The 17,207-nt window shown below is 57.1% G+C and carries 14 protein-coding genes; 6 read left to right on the top strand and 8 right to left on the bottom strand.

Annotation, left to right across the window (positions count from 1 at the left end):
• Position 1: 1 nt before the first annotated feature.
• Positions 2-517: a glycine zipper 2TM domain-containing protein gene (locus IAE48_RS04250; RefSeq protein WP_200133592.1), complete on the bottom strand. Its 516-nt coding sequence runs from the start codon at positions 515-517 to the stop codon at positions 2-4.
• A gap of 405 nt (positions 518-922) precedes the next feature.
• Here IAE48_RS04250 and IAE48_RS04245 point away from each other — a divergent pair, with 405 nt between their 5' ends.
• Positions 923-1,189 carry a DUF333 domain-containing protein gene (locus IAE48_RS04245; RefSeq protein ID WP_023478601.1) on the top strand — a complete coding sequence of 89 codons (267 nt, stop codon included), beginning with the start codon at positions 923-925 and terminating at the stop codon, positions 1,187-1,189.
• On the opposite strand, the gene hslJ is transcribed toward IAE48_RS04245, so the two are convergent.
• Together hslJ and IAE48_RS04235 are read right to left on the bottom strand one after the other, a co-directional pair.
• Positions 1,183-1,605 (bottom strand): heat shock protein HslJ, encoded by a 423-nt coding sequence (hslJ, locus tag IAE48_RS04240; RefSeq protein WP_094419954.1) that lies wholly within the window; start codon positions 1,603-1,605, stop codon positions 1,183-1,185. The genes IAE48_RS04245 and hslJ overlap by 7 nt on opposite strands.
• 107 nt (positions 1,606-1,712) lie before the next feature.
• Complete coding sequence (locus IAE48_RS04235; RefSeq protein ID WP_023478880.1) at positions 1,713-2,702, bottom strand: 2-hydroxyacid dehydrogenase; 990 nt, start codon at positions 2,700-2,702, stop codon at positions 1,713-1,715.
• Positions 2,703-2,989: 287 nt separating this feature from the next.
• Between IAE48_RS04235 and IAE48_RS04230 the strand changes: the two genes are divergently transcribed.
• The 4 genes from IAE48_RS04230 to IAE48_RS04215 all read left to right on the top strand — a co-directional run bounded on the left by IAE48_RS04230 (position 2,990) and on the right by IAE48_RS04215 (position 6,985).
• Positions 2,990-5,629 (top strand): YdbH family protein, encoded by a 2,640-nt coding sequence (locus tag IAE48_RS04230; protein WP_200133591.1) that lies wholly within the window; start codon positions 2,990-2,992, stop codon positions 5,627-5,629.
• Positions 5,626-5,817 (top strand): YnbE family lipoprotein, encoded by a 192-nt coding sequence (locus IAE48_RS04225; protein ID WP_054803764.1) that lies wholly within the window; start codon positions 5,626-5,628, stop codon positions 5,815-5,817. The genes IAE48_RS04230 and IAE48_RS04225 overlap by 4 nt, the downstream gene beginning before the upstream one ends.
• A 7-nt stretch (positions 5,818-5,824) precedes the next feature.
• A complete protein-coding gene (locus tag IAE48_RS04220) occupies positions 5,825-6,166 on the top strand; it encodes a YdbL family protein (protein WP_200133635.1) in 342 nt (113 codons plus the stop codon).
• A 75-nt stretch (positions 6,167-6,241) separates the two neighbouring features.
• Positions 6,242-6,985, top strand: a complete 744-nt coding sequence (locus tag IAE48_RS04215) for a lipopolysaccharide kinase InaA family protein (RefSeq protein WP_200133590.1) — start codon at positions 6,242-6,244, stop codon at positions 6,983-6,985.
• A 35-nt stretch (positions 6,986-7,020) separates the two neighbouring features.
• Here the strand turns inward: IAE48_RS04215 and azoR are convergent, their stop codons facing one another.
• Positions 7,021-7,626 carry an FMN-dependent NADH-azoreductase gene (gene azoR / locus IAE48_RS04210; protein WP_042711570.1) on the bottom strand — a complete coding sequence of 202 codons (606 nt, stop codon included), beginning with the start codon at positions 7,624-7,626 and terminating at the stop codon, positions 7,021-7,023.
• A gap of 203 nt (positions 7,627-7,829) precedes the next feature.
• On the opposite strand from azoR, the gene hrpA reads away from it, so the two are divergent.
• Positions 7,830-11,732 (top strand): ATP-dependent RNA helicase HrpA, encoded by a 3,903-nt coding sequence (gene hrpA, locus IAE48_RS04205; RefSeq protein ID WP_200133589.1) that lies wholly within the window; start codon positions 7,830-7,832, stop codon positions 11,730-11,732.
• Between the two features lie 423 nt (positions 11,733-12,155).
• Here the strand turns inward: hrpA and IAE48_RS04200 are convergent, their stop codons facing one another.
• From IAE48_RS04200 to IAE48_RS04185, 4 genes are read right to left on the bottom strand one after another with little or no spacing between them, the layout of a single operon-like run.
• Positions 12,156-12,815, bottom strand: a complete 660-nt coding sequence (locus IAE48_RS04200; RefSeq protein WP_124968270.1) for an O-methyltransferase — start codon at positions 12,813-12,815, stop codon at positions 12,156-12,158.
• A gap of 26 nt (positions 12,816-12,841) precedes the next feature.
• Positions 12,842-14,218, bottom strand: coding sequence for an efflux transporter outer membrane subunit (locus tag IAE48_RS04195; protein WP_200133588.1), 1,377 nt, complete (start codon positions 14,216-14,218; stop codon positions 12,842-12,844).
• Positions 14,218-15,297, bottom strand: a complete 1,080-nt coding sequence (locus IAE48_RS04190) for an HlyD family secretion protein (protein ID WP_200133587.1) — start codon at positions 15,295-15,297, stop codon at positions 14,218-14,220. Before IAE48_RS04190 ends, IAE48_RS04195 begins: the two co-directional genes overlap by 1 nt.
• 28 nt (positions 15,298-15,325) lie before the next feature.
• Positions 15,326-16,978, bottom strand: a complete 1,653-nt coding sequence (locus IAE48_RS04185; protein WP_200133586.1) for an MFS transporter — start codon at positions 16,976-16,978, stop codon at positions 15,326-15,328.
• Positions 16,979-17,207: the final 229 nt, after the last annotated feature.

Below are 17,207 nucleotides of genomic sequence, written 5' to 3'. Positions count from 1 at the left end.
TTTATTTTTTCTCAGGGCAGGTAGCGTTGGGTTGAATACGCGTCTCGTCTTTGCCCATAGAGATAATTACCGCGAGGCCCGGGGTAAACATGCAGCTTTTACCCACCTGAGTAGAGGAGAATACATGTTTACCCTCTTTGTAGCTTAAGGTAACGGCTTCAACCAGGACCTTATCTTTGACGAGAGAGCCAGCCGCAGCACCGACCGCGCCGCCGCCCACGCCACCGGCTACGGTATTCAGCGTAGAACCACTTTCGATATTGTGTCCGGCCACGCCACCGGCAACCGCGCCCAGCACGGCACCAAATGTCTGCGCAGCTTTTTTATTCTCACTATTATCCACCGCAACTTTGGCTGGCAGGACAGATAAGATCGTAACGGTTTTTGTTTTCTGTTTGGCATTCACCTGGTCGGCGCTGTAAACATCCGCAGCTAAATAATCAGCATTTGATTGACAACCCGCTAACGAAAAACACGAAGCAATAACTGCTGCATAAAACGTTTTTTTAAATAACATATTGGTAACCATTTCTTTAATTAAGGAAAAAATCTGTGCGCGATATTACGGGAGCGTCTAATTATTTTTCAATTACTTTTGGAAATATTGAGATCTGTTTGAATAAAAAATGGTGTAAATATATCCCGCATGTATTAATTAAAGGGTAAATATATTAAAGATAAATAAAAAGGGAGCGTGGCTAATTAAAAAAACACCAAACAGTAGTGGGTGATGAGTGTTGCAGACGCTTCTCCCGTTGCCCGCCGCAAACCACCGGATGCGACGGCCAAACCCGGTGCATTATTAGAAAAATCGCAAAAAAGTGTTTCACCGCGCCACAAAGATGAGTTTCAGCCCTCGACGTATTGCGCCTTGCTGCCTATGATGCTTGGGTTTCGCTTTTTTGATGGGGGAGAGGAAGAGATGCGTTCAGCATTATGGATTGGGTGTGCCGCACTGTTATTGTCAGCCTGCAGTAGTGAACCTGTACAGCAGGCCACCGCCGCGCACGTTGCGCCAGGGTTAAAAGCGGCGATGTCTAATAGTGGGCAGGCCAACTGTGCGATGATCGGCGGCTCTATGTCCGTCGCACGCCAGCTTGATGGGTCAATGACAGGGATGTGTGCACTGCCGAATGGCAAACGCTGCAGCGAGCAGTCGCTTGCCACCGGCAGTTGCGGAAGTTACTGAGCGTTCGCGGCGCGGGTGTAAATCAGGGTCTGCGTCGCAGTGGTCAGCGTCAGCTGATTTCCCGTCAGATCAACCTGCGCGCCCTCGGCGAGCATCGCATTAATGGTGTGGTCCAGTTCGTTACGCTGCGCGTCCGGGCACATCATCATCGTCATCGCCAGATGTTTCACGGTTAAGGCACCTTCAGAGAGTTTGCCCTGACCGGTAAAACCGTTACACATTTTGCCGGATACGCGCAGATCTTTATCAAAGCGGATCTCGGGTTTCGGCTCATCTGGCGCAATGCTTTTGCCATTAAATGTAGTCAATACAAATCGCTGATTTTCCAGTTGTTCTGGTTTCAGCTGTACGGCGCGGGAACTGACGCAGCCAGCAAGCACTGCGCTCAACGCGACCAAAGCGATCAATTTTTTCATCTTTTCCTCTGGGTTCGTTCCATCAAAACGGTGGGAATTGTACCCGGTCGAACAGCCGTGTCACCGGGGTTACTCTTAAAACGCTCCCCGGCGATGGGGAGCGGGTCTCAGGTCAGCGCGTTCGGGCAGCTTTCGCCCTCATGCAACTGACGCAAGTTTTCCAGCGTCGTTTCCGAAATACTGGTTAACGCTTCGGCAGTCAGGAATGCCTGATGTCCGGTAAACAGCACGTTGTGGCAGGCGGACAAGCGGCGGAACACATCATCCTGAATCACATCGTTGGATTTATCTTCAAAGAAGAGATCGCGCTCGTTCTCATACACGTCCATTCCCAGCGCGCCAATCTTCTGCGTCTTTAATGCTTCTATCGCGGCCTGGGAATCTACCAGCCCGCCGCGGCTGGTGTTAATGATCATCACGCCGTTTTTCATCTGCTCAAACGCGGTCTGGTTGAGCAGATGGAAGTTCTCCGGCGTCAGCGGGCAGTGCAGGGAGATGACGTCTGACTGCGAAAAGAGCGTTTGCAGGTCGACATATTCGACGCCCATATCCAGCGCCGCTGCGCTCGGGTAGGGATCAAACGCCAGCAGGCGCATACCGAAACCTTTCAGAATACGCAGCGCGGCAACGCCAATTTTCCCGGTGCCGATCACGCCAGCCGTTTTTCCATACATCGTGAAACCGGTCAGACCCTCAAGGGAGAAGTTGGCATCGCGGGTGCGTTGATAGGCGCGGTGAATGCGACGGTTAAGGGTCATCATCATGCCGATAGCATGCTCGGCCACCGCTTCCGGCGAGTAGGCCGGTACGCGCACGACGCTCAGCCCCAGCTCTTTTGCCGCGTCCAGATCGACGTTGTTAAAGCCTGCGCAACGCAGAGCAATAAACTTCACGCCGAGCTTCTTCAGCTCTTCCAGCACCGGGCGGCTGCCGTCATCATTGACGAAAATACAGACACCTTCGCAGCCATTGGCGGTTTTGGCGGTCTTTTCCGTCAGGAGAAAGTCGAAAAATTCAAGATCGTAGCCATAGCGCTCGTTTACCTGCTGCAAATACTTTTTATCGTATTGTTTTGTGCTGTATATCGCGAGTTTCATAAGACTTTTCTCCAATGATTTTCTGCCTCTATTATCACGTTTTAAAATTATTAAGTAAATGCTCAAATATTGTTTAGAGACAGAGGCGAGGTGAATGCTTCCAGATTGAGTATATGTCTATCCCGGGAAGAGAGCTCGGCGGCTCATCGCTTGAACGCTCATTAGGGGTAAACGCAGCGGCCAGTCTATGATTAACGAGGCGTGTGCGTTCAATATCGCGCCGCGACGTGGCACAATAGACGCCAGTTTCGCCTCAATTAGATGCAAAATCAGGATATTAGCCGCCCATGAAGGGTAAATACAAGGCCGCCATCGCACTGGCACTACTGTTTATACTGCTGCCGCTCACGCTGCTGCTGACGCTGGCGCAGTGGGTGCCGACGCTGGTCGGCATCTGGTTGCCCGCCGACACGCGCATCGCCATGAGCGACAGCCCGCGCATCACCTTCCGCTCCCTGCATATCCCCGATTTACGCTACATCGCCGGTGAGTGTACCCTCGCCGAGCTCCGCAATGCCCGGCTGACCCATCCCAGCCGCTGGCAGTTGCATATCGATACGCTGGTGATTAACACCGATTGCCTGAATAAACTCGCCAAAAACGAGGAAGCGAGTAGCGCGCCGCGTTCGCTGGCGCAGTGGCAGTCGCTGCTGCCTTACAGCTGGGTAACTGTCGATCGCCTGACGGTGTCGCCGTGGAAAACGTGGCAGGGCAAACTCTCGCTGGCGCTGACGCCGCAGGTTCAGGCGCTCACTTATCAGGGTGAACGCGTCGAACTGAATGCGCGCCTGCAGGGCCAGAAGCTGAACGTCAATCGCATGGCGCTAAAGCTGTTTAGCGATCAGCCGCCACTTACCCTTGGCGGTGAATTTACGTTGCCCAACGATCCGGCGGGCATCCCGGTGAACGGGCATATGGAGAGCACCTTAACGCTGCCGCAGCAGCCGCACATCCTCGATGTCGATCTCGACTGGCGCGATAACCAGGGGCAACTGATTGTGATGGCGCGTGGCGAAGGGGAGCCATTGCTGGATCTCCCCTGGCAGATGAGCGAAGAGCGCTTCGCCATCAGCGATGGGCGCTGGAGCTGGCCTTACCAGGGCTTTCCGTTAAGCGGCCGCGTCGGCGTGAACATCGATAACTGGCAGGCCGGTCTTGAAAATGCACGTATCAGCGGGCGGTTAAATGTCTTAACTCAGGGCGATGCCGGCAAAGGTAACGCCGTGCTCAACTTCGGGCCGGGACGCCTCAGCCCCGGCAACAGCGATATGCCGTTGCAGCTGACCGGTGAGGCGAAGCAGGGCGATTTGATCTTCTATGCCGTGCTCCCCGGCCGCCTCAGCGGTAGCCTTGAGGATCCGCTCCTGGCCTTCAGCCCCGGCGCACTGCTGCGCTCACGAGGGCGCATTATTGATTCGCTAAATATTGATGAGGTGCGCTGGCCGCTGGCGGGTGTCAGCCTGACGCAACGCGGCATCGACGGGCGGTTGCAGGCTATTCTGCGCGCCCATGAGAATGCGCTCGGCGACTTCACCCTCCATCTTGACGGTCGGGCGGAGGATTTCCTGCCGGATAACGGATTATGGCGCTGGCGTTACTGGGGCGATGGTCATTTCACGCCGATGCACGCTCGCTGGGATGTTGCCGGGCGGGGAGAGTGGCGCGACGAGGCAATCACCTTAACGGAACTCTCTACCGGTTTTGATCAGCTGCAGTATGGCGCCATGCAGATGAGTAAGCCGAGGCTGGTGCTGGATAAACCAGTACGCTGGCTGCGTAATGCGGTTAAACCGCGCTTTACCGGCGCTCTGACGCTGGATGCGGGCAAAACGACCTTCAGCAGCGGCAGCGTTTTACCGCCCTCAACCCTGCATTTCAGCGTTGATGGCACAGAGCCGACACGCTTCCAGTTCAAAGGCGCGCTTAACGCCGAAGCGATTGGCCCGGTACAGGTGAATGGTCGCTGGGACGGCGAGCGCCTGCGCGGCCAGGCGTGGTGGCCACAGCAATCCCTGACCGTGTTCCAGCCGCTTGTGCCGCCGGAGTGGAAAATGAATCTGCTCGACGGCTCTCTTTACGCGCAGGTCGCCTTTTCCGCCGCAGCCGATCAGGGGTTTGAAGCGGGCGGCCACGGCGTGCTGAAAAATGGCAGCGTCTGGACGCCGGATAACGAGATCCACGGCGTCGACTTTGTGTTGCCGTTCCGCTACCGCGATGCCAGCTGGCAACTCGGCACGCGCCACCCGGTATCGCTGCGCATCGGTGAAGTGGTCAATCAGGTGACGGCAAAAAATATCACCGCCGATTTACAGGGGACGTGGCCCTACAGCGAACAGGACCCGCTGACCCTTAGCGATGTCAGCGTCGATGTGCTGGGTGGCAAAGTAACGCTGCAACAGCTCCGCCTGCCGCAGCACGACGCGGCGCTGCTGCGCCTGAAGCATATTGAAGCGAGTGAAGTGATAAGCGCGGTGAATCCGAAGCAGTTCGCGCTCTCCGGCCCCATTGACGGCGCGCTGCCGCTGTGGCTCGATAACCCACGCTGGATCATCAAAGATGGCTGGCTGCATAACCCGGGGCCGATGACGCTGCGGCTCGATAAAAACACCGCGGACGCCATCGTCAACGACCATATGGCGGCGGGCGCGGCGATTAACTGGCTGCGCTATATGGAAATTTCGCGCTCGTGGACGAAGATCGATGTCGATAATCTGGGGCAGTTAACCCTGCGCGCGAAGCTTTCCGGCACCAGTTATGCCGAAGGGAAAAGCGGGCGTGTTAATCTCAACTACACCCATCAGGAAAATCTGTTCACGCTATGGCGCAGTCTGCGTTTTGCTGACAACTTACAGTCATGGCTGGAGCAACATGCGGCGCTGCCCGATACGCGCTGCAAAAAGGGCACGTCGTGCGAGGAAAAGAGATGAGAACCCTGAAAATCGTGCCAGGCCTGCTGGCGGTAACGCTGCTGGCTGGCTGTACGCCGCGAATTGAAGTGGCGGCGCCAAAAGAGCCGATCACCATCAACATGAACGTCAAAATTGAGCATGAGATCCATATCAAGGTCGATAAAGATGTGGAGAGCCTGCTGAAATCCCGTAGCGATCTCTTCTGAGGCGATGATGAAAAAACGAGTCATAGGAGCACTGCTCGCGCTAAGCCTGGTCAGCGGCATCGCTCAGGCGCTCACGCTGGATGAGGCGCGCAGCCAGGGCCGCGTCGGCGAAACGCTGAACGGCTATATCGCACCGCTGCGTCAGGATCGCGAGACGCTGGCGCTGGTTGAACGCATCAATAAAGCGCGTACCGAGAGCTATCAGCAGCTGGCGGATAGCAACAATATTCCGGTAGATGATGTCGCCAATATGGCGGGGCAGAAGCTGGTTGAGCGGGCAAAGCCGGGTGAGTATGTGCGCGGCATTAACGGTAAGTGGCTACGTAAACCGGGCGACCAGGGCCAGTGAAACCTCTGAAAAGCGCGCAGGTGAATAGCGCTTTTTACTATCATCAAAAGGTGCTCTTACCCGGAGATGATGCCCATGTACGCTTATAAAAAACCCGCACAGCCGATGCCTTCCGCTCGGCAAGAGCCGGAAGAGGAGGCGCCCGTCAGAAAGCACGCTGCGCTACGCGGGGGATTTGAAAGAATTATCTCTCCCTTTAGACGTCATTCATCTCAGGCAAAGAGCGGAGCAGGATCTGACGCAGATGAACGCTATCGAAAAGCGGAAAACCTGATCGCCACGGGTTCCATTGGCAGCGTTTATCACTATGACGATGAGTACGTGATGAAGGATTACAGCGGTATCGTCGATCCCGATCGCAAAGGGCGTTTGCGTAGCGCAATGAACAATGCGGCGGCGTTTAATCGTCTTTACGGCGCAGGCAGTGCAAATGTGATGATGAGAAAGACGGACAATCCTCTGCAGAAAGCGGTCTCAGTAAAACTCAGGAGAATCAGCGGAGCGTCGCTGACGGACATTCTGGCGCAGGGGGATATCGGGCTTGCAGAAAGGGCTGTCGCCAGATATGCAAAAGGGGATGTAGCCACGCAGCTAGCGAAAAAACTTGAACTCGCCGGGGTCGATCACAATGACATTAATCTCGGCAATATTCTCTACGATCCGCAAACAGACAGCTTTAGCCTGATCGACTTTGACAGCTCACACATTAATCCGCCGGGCATGCCGCTCAATAAGTTTATGGTGGAGGAGTTAGTACGCAAGATTAACTACTACTTCAGAACCTTTATGCGCGAAGTGAATGCGCTAAAACAGGCTTAATACCTCTCTTCCACTGGGGAAGAGAGGTATAACGCTTATGCGACGACGATGCTGTCGATCGCCGCTTTCGCGTCTTCCTGCGCTTTTGCCGCCACTTCCGGGCCGTAGGCGATGCCTTCAGCGAAGACAAAGTTAACGTCGGTGATGCCGATAAAGCCGAGGAACAGTGTCAGGTACGGGGCAACCAGATCAGACGGGGTATCTTTATGAATACCGCCACGGCTGGAGACGATGACCGCACGTTTGCCAGTAACCAGACCTTCCGGACCGTTTTCGGTGTAACGGAACGTCACGCCCGCACGCGCCACCAGGTCAAAGTAGTTTTTCAGCTGCGTCGGAATGTTGAAGTTGTACATCGGCGCGTTGATCACAATCACATCATGCGCCTGCAGTTCAGCAATCAGCTCGTCAGAGAGTGATAGCGCTTCCTGCTGACGCGGCGTCAGCGGCGCATCGCTCGGGCGCAGCGCGCCAACTAATTCACCGTCCAGCACCGGAATCGGGTTTGCAGCCAGATCGCGCACGGTGATCTCGTCATCAGCGTGCTTTGCACGCCACTGTTCAACGAAGTAATCAGAGAGCTGCGAAGATTGAGAATACCCTGCCAGAATGCTGGATTTAAGAACTAATACTTTACCCATTGGGTTGTTTCCTTTGTTGTATTTACGCTGGGTTGCCCCCGTGAATTCGTCACACTCTATTCACAATCCGCAATCATGAATAGCGCAATATATCGAAGCCCATGTTCGAATTTCTTGAACAAGAAAAGGGATGTTGCGATGTGCTATTCTACGCACATTGCAAACTGATCCAGTTTCCCGGCAGTGCTCTGCCCGATAAATCTATGACTGAACAACAAAAATTGACTATTAACGATCTCTACGCGCAGCTCGACACGCTGATGCTGCGCGATAAACAGCGCTTCGCCCGCCGTCTGCAGGGCAGCAAGAAAGTTAAAAATCCTGAATCTCACCAGGCCTTGTTACAACAGATCGCCGAAGAAGCAGCCCAGGCGGCGGCGAAAGTGGCGCAGCGCGAAGCGTCTCGCCCGGTAATCGACTACCCGGAAAACTTGCCGGTCAGCCAGAAGAAGCAGGCGATCCTCGAAGCGGTACGCGATAACCAGGTGGTAATTGTCGCCGGTGAAACCGGCTCCGGTAAAACCACACAGCTGCCGAAAATCTGTATGGAGCTGGGGCGTGGAATCAAAGGGCTGATTGGCCATACCCAGCCGCGCCGCCTTGCTGCGCGTACCGTGGCGAACCGTATTGCTGAAGAGCTGAAGACCGAGCCGGGCGGCTGCGTTGGCTATAAAGTCCGCTTTAACGATCATGTCAGCGACAACACCCTCGTTAAGCTGATGACGGACGGTATCCTGCTGGCAGAGATTCAGCAGGATCGGCTGCTGATGCAGTACGACACCATCATTATCGATGAGGCGCACGAACGCAGCCTCAACATCGATTTTCTGCTCGGGTACCTGCGCGAGCTGCTGCCGCGCCGCCCGGATCTGAAAATAATCATCACCTCGGCGACCATCGATCCTGAGCGCTTCTCGCGCCACTTTAACAATGCGCCAATTATTGAAGTCTCCGGGCGCACCTATCCGGTGGAAGTGCGCTATCGCCCGATTGTTGAAGAGGCGGATGACACCGAGCGCGACCAGCTCCAGGCGATTTTCGACGCCGTGGATGAGCTGGGTCGTGAAAGCGCCGGCGACATTCTGATCTTTATGAGCGGCGAGCGTGAAATCCGCGATACGGCAGAGGCGTTAAATAAACGCGACCTGCGCCATACAGAAGTTTTGCCGCTCTATGCGCGCCTCTCTAACAGCGAACAGAACCGCGTCTTTCAGCCTCACAGCGGGCGGCGGATTGTGCTGGCAACCAACGTGGCGGAAACCTCGCTCACCGTGCCCGGCATCAAGTATGTGATCGACCCCGGTACCGCGCGCATCAGCCGCTACAGCTACCGTACCAAAGTGCAGCGTCTGCCGATTGAACCGGTGTCGCAGGCCTCGGCCAACCAGCGTAAAGGGCGCTGCGGCCGTATCTCGGAAGGGATCTGTATTCGTCTCTATTCGGAAGATGATTTCCTTTCGCGCCCGGAGTTTACCGACCCGGAGATCCTGCGTACCAACCTGGCATCAGTTATCCTGCAGATGACCGCGCTGGGGCTGGGCGATATCGCCGCTTTCCCATTTGTTGAAGCGCCGGATAAACGTAATATTCAGGATGGTGTTCGCCTGCTGGAAGAGCTTGGCGCAATCGCCACCGACGAGCAGCAGACCGCCTATAAACTGACGCCGCTCGGCCGCCAGCTGTCGCAACTGCCTGTCGACCCGCGCCTGGCGCGTATGGTGCTGGAAGCGCAGAAACATGGCTGCGTGCGCGAAGCGATGATCATCACCTCGGCGCTGTCGATTCAGGATCCGCGCGAGCGGCCAATGGATAAGAAACAGGCCTCGGATGAAAAACATCAGCGCTTCCACGACAAAGAGTCCGATTTCCTCGCCTTTGTGAACCTGTGGAACTACCTCGGCGAGCAGCAGAAAGCGCTCTCCTCGAACCAGTTCCGCCGCCAGTGCCGCGTCGATTACCTCAACTATCTGCGTGTGCGCGAATGGCAGGATATCTACACCCAACTGCGCCAGGTAGTGAAAGAGCTGGGGATCCCGGTGAACAGCGAACCGGCAGAGTATCGCGAAATACATATCGCGCTGCTTACCGGGCTGCTGTCGCATATCGGTATGAAAGACGCCGATAAGCAGGAGTTTACCGGCGCGCGCAACGCCCGTTTCTCCATCTTCCCTGGCTCAGGTCTGTTCAAGAAGCCGCCGAAGTGGACGATGGTGGCCGAACTGGTAGAAACCAGCCGCCTGTGGGGGCGCATTGCCGCGCGCATCGATCCCGAGTGGGTCGAGCCGGTTGCTCAGCATCTGATCAAACGCTCCTGGAGCGAACCGCACTGGGAGCGCTCGCAGGGCGCCGTGATGGCGATGGAGAAGGTGACGCTTTACGGTCTGCCGATTGTTGCCGCGCGTAAGGTTAATTACAGCCAGATCGATCCGGCGCTGTGTCGCGAGCTCTTTATCCGCCACGCGCTGGTGGAGGGGGACTGGCAAACCCGCCACGCCTTCTTCCGCGACAACCTGAAGCTGCGCGCCGAAGTGGAAGAGCTGGAGCATAAATCCCGCCGCCGCGACATTCTGGTCGATGATGAGACGCTGTTTGAGTTTTACGATCAGCGCATCAGTCATGAGGTGATCTCGGCCCGCCACTTCGACAGCTGGTGGAAGAAGGCGAGCCGTGAAACGCCGGATCTGCTCAACTTCGAAAAGAGCATGCTGATCAAAGAGGGCGCGGAAAATGTCAGCAAGCTTGATTACCCAAACTTCTGGCATCAGGGCAACCTCAAGCTGCGCCTGAGCTATCAGTTTGAGCCGGGCGCGGATGCCGACGGCGTGACGGTACACATTCCGCTGCCGCTGCTTAACCAGGTGGAAGAGAGCGGCTTCGAGTGGCAGATCCCCGGCCTGCGCCGCGAGCTGGTGATTGCGCTGATCAAATCGTTGCCGAAACCGACGCGCCGCAACTTTGTCCCCGCGCCGAACTATGCCGAAGCGTTTTTAGGCCGCGTAACACCGCTGGAGATGCCGCTGCTCGACGCGCTGGAGCGCGAGCTGCGCCGCATGACCGGCGTGACCGTTGACCGCGACGACTGGCACTGGGATCAGGTGCCCGACCACCTGAAAATCACCTTCCGCGTGGTGGATGATAAGAATAAGAAACTGCTCGAAGGGCGCTCCCTGAGCGAGCTGAAAGAGCAGCTGAAGGGCAAAGTGCAGGAGACGCTCTCGGCGGTGGCCGATGACGGCATCGAACAGAGCGGGCTGCATATCTGGAGCTTTGGCCAGTTGCCGGAAAGCTACGAGCAGAAGCGCGGCAGCTACAAAGTGAAGGCCTGGCCAGCGCTGGTTGATGAGCGCGACAGCGTGGCAATTAAGCTGTTCGATAACCCGCAGGAGCAGCAGAATGCAATGTGGGCCGGTATTCGCCGCCTGCTGCTGCTGAATATTCCGTCGCCGATTAAGTATCTGCACGAGAAGCTGCCGAACAAAGCCAAGCTGGGGCTCTACTTCAACCCGTACGGCAAAGTGCTGGAGCTGATTGATGACTGCATCGCCTGCGGTATCGATAAACTGATCGATGAAGCGGGTGGCCTGGTGTGGACGGAGGAGGGCTTTGCCGCGCTGCATGAGAAAGTGCGTGCCGAGCTCAACGACACGGTGGTAGAGATCGCTAAACAGGTCGAGCAGATCCTGACGGCGGTGTTCAATATCAACAAGCGTCTGAAAGGGCGGGTTGATATGACCATGGCGCTGGGGTTGTCGGATATCAAAGCGCAGATGAACGGGCTGGTCTATCGCGGTTTCGTCACCGGCAACGGTTTCCGCCGCCTCGGCGATACGCTGCGTTACTTACAGGCCATTGAAAAACGGCTGGAGAAGCTGGCGGTCGATCCGCACCGCGATCGCGCACAGATGCTGAAAGTGGAGCAGGTGCAGCAGGCGTGGCAGCAGTGGCTTAACAAGCTGCCGCCCGCGCGCCGTGATGATGAAGAGGTGAAGGCGGTTCGCTGGATGATCGAGGAGCTGCGCGTCAGCTTCTTCGCCCAACAGCTCGGCACGCCGTACCCCATCTCCGACAAACGCATCCTGCAGGCGATGGAGCAGATTAACGCGTAATGCCTTTGTAGGCCGGACACGCGATGGGTTTGTAGGGCGGATAAGGCGCCAGCCGCCATCCGGCAGTTCGCCACGGCTTAGCAAACGGAATAGCTCGCCATCCGCGCAGTATTGCCGGATGGCGCTACGCTTATCCGGCCTACGGTATCGAATTTATCCGCATGCGATGGGTTTGTAGGCCGGATAAGGCGCCAGCCGCCATCCGGCATTTCACCACGGCTTAGCAAACGGAATAGCTCGCCATCCGCGCAGCATTGCCGGATGGCGCTACGCTTATCCGGTCTACGGTATCGAATTTATGGGGTTGTAGGCCGGATAAGGCGCCAGCCGCCATCCGGCAGTTAACCGCGGCTTAGCAAACGGAACAGTTCGCCAGCCGCGCAGTATTGCCGGATGGCGCTACGCTTATCCGGCCTACGGTTTTTACGAATTCACCCATGCCAGCGTAAAGCCATCCCATCCTTTGGTGCCGACGGTCTGCATTGCCGTCGCCGTCAGGTGCGGGTTGTCGCCAATCATCTCAATAAATTTGCGCACCCCCTGTACCCGGTCATCGGTGGAGGCGGGATTGGTGACTTCGCCGTCGCGCACCACGTTATCGCCAATAATCAGCGTGCCGGGACGCGAATAGTGCAGCGCCCACTTGAGGTAGTTCGGGTTATTGGGTTTATCGGCATCAATAAAGATCAGATCGAACGGCGGGCGCTCGCCAAGAGATTCCAGCGTTTCCAGCGCCGGGCCCTCTTTGACCTTCACCTGGCGGGTTAAACCGGCAAATTCGATGTTCTCCCTGGCAATCGCGGCATGTAACGCATCGAACTCCAGCGTCAGTAATTCACCATCGGAGGGCAACTCTCGCGCCATCCATACCGTGCTGTAAGCGCCCAGCGTGCCGATCTCAAGAATGCGTTTAGCGTGCGTCATCCGCACCAGTAGCGCCAGCAACTGACCCTGCATTGGCGAAACATCAATTTCAGGTAACCCGGCGCGCCGGTTATTGGCGAGGATCTGCGTCAGAACCTCATCTTCAGGGAGAAGCTGTTGTGCTAAGTACTCATCTACCGCGGACCATTTCTGCTGCATAGCATAACTCCTGGTGTTGTTGAGAATTACTGCATACCGGACCAGCCCCCACCCAGCGCGCGATAGAGATCCACCTGCGCCAGTAACAGATTATTTTTCACCTGCACGGCGTTGAGCTGCGCGCTAAAGAGCGTGCGCTGCGCATCAAGCACCGTCAGATAGGAGGAGTAGCCGTTCTGGTAACGATTTTGTGCAATGCGCAGCGTCTCTTCCGCCACCTGCTGCTGACCTTCCAGTTCTGTCAACTGCTCGCCGAGGCGGGTGATGGCATCGAGGCTGTCATTCACCTCTCTGAACGCATTGCGCACGGTACTTTCATAGCCATAGAGCGCCTGGTTGCGCTGCGACATGGAGACATCCACCTGCGCATTCAGCGCCTGGCGGTTCAGCAGCGGCGCCAGAATGCTGCCGCCGATGTTCCACAGCCGCAGCGGGTTATCGAGCAGGCCGGGCAGGGTGTCGTCCTGCATACTGCCGCTGGCGGTCAGGTTGAGCGACGGCAGCAGTTTCGCCTGCGATACCGCAAGCCCGGCATCGGCGGCAACCAGCTGGCGCTGGGCCTGCACGATATCCGGCCGCCGGTTAAGCAGCGTTGACGGTAACTGCGCTGGCAGCGACAGCGGCATCAGTGCCTGGAAATCGCCGCGCTGGATTGCGCCCGGGTTGCTGCCAAGCAGCACGCTGAGCGCATTCTCCTGCTGGCTAATCTGGTGCTCCAGTTGCGGGATTTGCGCCCGCGTTGCGCGTAGTTCCGAATCCGACTGCATCAGCTCCAGCCGCGAGGTATAGCCGGTTTCATACTGACGCCGGGCGAGCCGCCAGGCATCTTCCCGCGCTTTTAACGTCGAGCGCGTGACGCGCAGCTGCTCGTCGAGTGATAACAGGGTGAGATAACCGGAAGCGACATTGGTGGCGACGGTTAAATCGGCCGCCGCAGCCGCCGCTTTTTGTGCCTCCAGCGACGCTTCTGCCGCCCGCGATGCGCTGCGGCTGGCTCCCCAGATATCGACATCGTAACTGGCAGTTAAATTGCCCTTATAGAGGGTGCTGTGCACCGGTTGACCGGTGGCGGCAGATTGCGAGCGGGCGCGGGTGCCGGATAGACCGATATCCACTTCAGGAAATAGCGCGCCGTTGGCGGCATAGACCCGCGCCTGGTACTCATTAACCCGCTCGCGGGCGACCAGCACATCGCTGTTATAACGCAGGGCCTGATCGACATAGCGGTTGAGCTGGCTGTCGTGAAAGTTGCGCCACCAGACGCTGTCGACTTTACTCAGCGGCCCGCTTTCGCTGCGCCACGCCGCCGGGATCTGTAACGACGGCTGCGCGCGTTCCACATCAACCGACTGGCAGCCCGCCAGCAGCAGGCTGATTGCGATAAGCGTTGGATAGCGTCTCATTACTGCGCCTCCCGCGTATCAATATGCACCTGCACGGACATACCGGGGCGCAGACGGGCGATCTCATCGGCTTTGCCCTCCACCTGAATGCGCACCGGAATACGCTGGGCGATTTTGACAAAGTTGCCGGTGGCGTTGTCCGGGCTGATGGCGCTGAACTCCACGCCCGTTGCCGGGGAGATGCTCTCAACCCGGCCGTTAAAGCTGCGGCCATCAAGGGCATCGACACTAAAGGTGACCGGCTGGCCGACAACGACATCGGCCAGCTGCGTCTCTTTCAGGTTGGCAATCACCCAGCGCTGGGCAGGAACCAGCGAGGTAAGATGCGTTCCGGCAGTAACATACGCGCCGAGGCGCACGCTAATCTGCCCAAGCTGGCCGTCGCGCGGGGCGACGATGCGCGTGTTTTGCAGATCGATCTGCGCCAGTTCCAGCGCCGCCTGGGCGTTTTCCACATCTGCCTGTAGCGAAGCGCGATTGACGATCGTGGTTTGCAGATCCTGGCGCGACATCTCAAGGGTCGCCTGCGCCTGGGCGATATTGGCGCTGTTTTGCGCGGCGGTTGCCAGCGCGGCATCGCGCTCGCGAACAGAGAGGGAACCGTCCGCCGTCAGCGCTTTGACGCGTTTTAAATCCGCCTGCGCCTGCAGGTTCTGCGCTTTGGCGCTGGCGAGCGCTGCTTCATTACGCGCGATCACCGCCTGCGCGCTTTTGCGCTGTTGCAGATTATTTTCCAGCGCGGCGCGCTTCATCGCCAGCGTTGCCTTCGCCTGATCGACGCGCTGACGATAGATGCGGTCGTCAATCTGCATAATCAGGTCGCCTTTTTTCACATTGACGAAATCCTGCACCGGCACTTCGGTAATATAACCATTCACCTGCGGGCTGATAAACGTCGTCTGCCCGCGCACATAGGCGTTATCCGTTGACTGCGTATGGCGCGTAAACGGCGGCAACTGCCACGCGTAAAGGATCACCAGCACGCCGACGATGACGATCGCCGCGGCGGTAAAAAGGGACACCACGCGCACGTTGCTGCGGGTACTTGCCTGCTCTTTAGCGGCGTCCTGCTGGCTCATAGTAAGAACTCCAGTAATGTCATCATTATTATTTGTTACCCGTTGCCCGTTTCAGGGCCAGACGAGCGGTAATACGCAGGCGCAGCAAACGCCATGCAATCCATAATAGCGTGGCGGCAGCGACGCTCGCCGTCAGCATATAAGTGTCGTTATAAGCCAGTATCGTCGCCTGCAGCGTCGAGGCGGTCTGCAACTGTGTTACCGCCTGCACGCTGAGCAGGCTGCTGTCGCCGATCATGCTCTGGTACATCTGGCTGTAGAGTTGCAGGCGCTCATTGACCAGCGGGTTAAGAGTGGTGAGCTGATCCGCCAGCATGCTCGAGTGGTACTTTTCGCGCCACGTCTGAAAGGTGCCGAGGATAGCCGAGCCCATCAGCCCGCCGATATTCTGGCTCATGCCAAACAGCACCGAGAAGCTGACGAGGTTGCGCGGTTCGGCAATGACACCACCAATCCCGGCCAGCATCGCAGGGGCGATAAAAAAGGCGCTGGCAAAGCCGAAGAGGAACTGGCTAATCATCAACTGATCCGGGCGCGTCAGGCTGGTTGACTGGCTATCCATCAGCGAGGCGACAATCATCAGCGCCAGCGCGGTGAGAATAGGCCAGCCGAGGCGCTGCGGTTTGATGGTCAGGCAGCTGGCGACAATCCCGCAGATAATGCCGGCCAGAATCGACCACGCCAGCCGGGTCATCTGTTCGTTTTGCAGGCCAACATACTGCAACCAGCCAAAAACCCCGGTGTTCTGCTCGGCAAGCACAATGCGGATCAGCAGCATAATCAGGCCGAGGCGCACAATACTGCCGCTGGAGAGCCAGCGGGTGTTGAGCAGCGGGTTCTTCCGGTTGTGCTCAAACACAATCGCCGAGACGATTAACACCAGCGCACCGGCCAGCGCCCAGCCGAGCCACGGGGTTTCAAACCACCAGTCGAGACGCCCGAGGGAGAGCACCGCGCAGAGCAGCGCCATGCCGGGGGCCAGCAGAAAGAAGGTGATGAAATCCTTCTTCTCAAACACCTTTTTACGGTCGCCCGGCGGCAGTTTGAGGGCTATCACGCAGCCGAGCGAGATGAGCGCCAGCCCCAGTTCAAACAGATAGAGCCCGCGCCACTCGTCCAGTTGCAGCAGTTCGGTCGAGAAGAGGCGGGCAATCGGGATCGCCAGCGTCGAACCGGTAATGCCGATGGTCAGCGCTTTCAGGCGGTGCTTCGCCGGCCAGGCCTGAATTTGGTAGTAGATCCCAAGCGAGCTGAGCGCGGCGGCCACCATGCCGTGAGCACCGCGCACAAACAGCGCGGAGCTGAGATCGTTAATAAAGAGGTGGAAAAAGGTGACCAGCACATAGAGCACCAGAAACCCTTCGGTAAATGCCCGCAGGCCATACTGCTGGCGAAACTTCACTAACAGCAGGTTGATAGAGACGTTGGTCATCACGTACACCGCCGGGAGCCAGGCGATCTCCGTTGACCAGGCGGCAAAGGTGCCCTGCAAATTTTGCAGGTTCGCCGTCACCATCGCGTTACCCAGTGCGCCGGTCATGGAGACCAGCAAACCAACGATGCCATAGGCGATGCGCCGCGGCGTGCTGTGCCAGGGCGTTGAGGGAGAGCCGAGCAGCATCGGCTTTTCATGAGCGGCCCATTCACGCGGCGCGTAGGGGTCGCGTTTGGGTTCAGACATTACTTTTTGACCTCATGGGTAACGATAGACGGCAGATAAAAACATCGAGTGTGGTTATGCATGAAGACCTAAAGATTATCTTACTGAATAGTTAGGGGGCTAACGATTCTACGTGCGCCCATAAATTCAATGCAAGTGCATAAGAAAAATATAGATTACGCGCTGCATCGCAGTAGGGGAAGCGAGGAAAAATAGTCATTTAACGTGTGACGTTGTCACGAAAAGTGTT

Origin of the sequence: Kosakonia sp. S57, assembly GCF_016516575.1 — a bacterium.
GTDB classification, from domain to species: Bacteria; Pseudomonadota; Gammaproteobacteria; order Enterobacterales; family Enterobacteriaceae; genus Kosakonia; species Kosakonia cowanii.
This window is presented reverse-complemented; position numbering and strand designations above follow the sequence as displayed.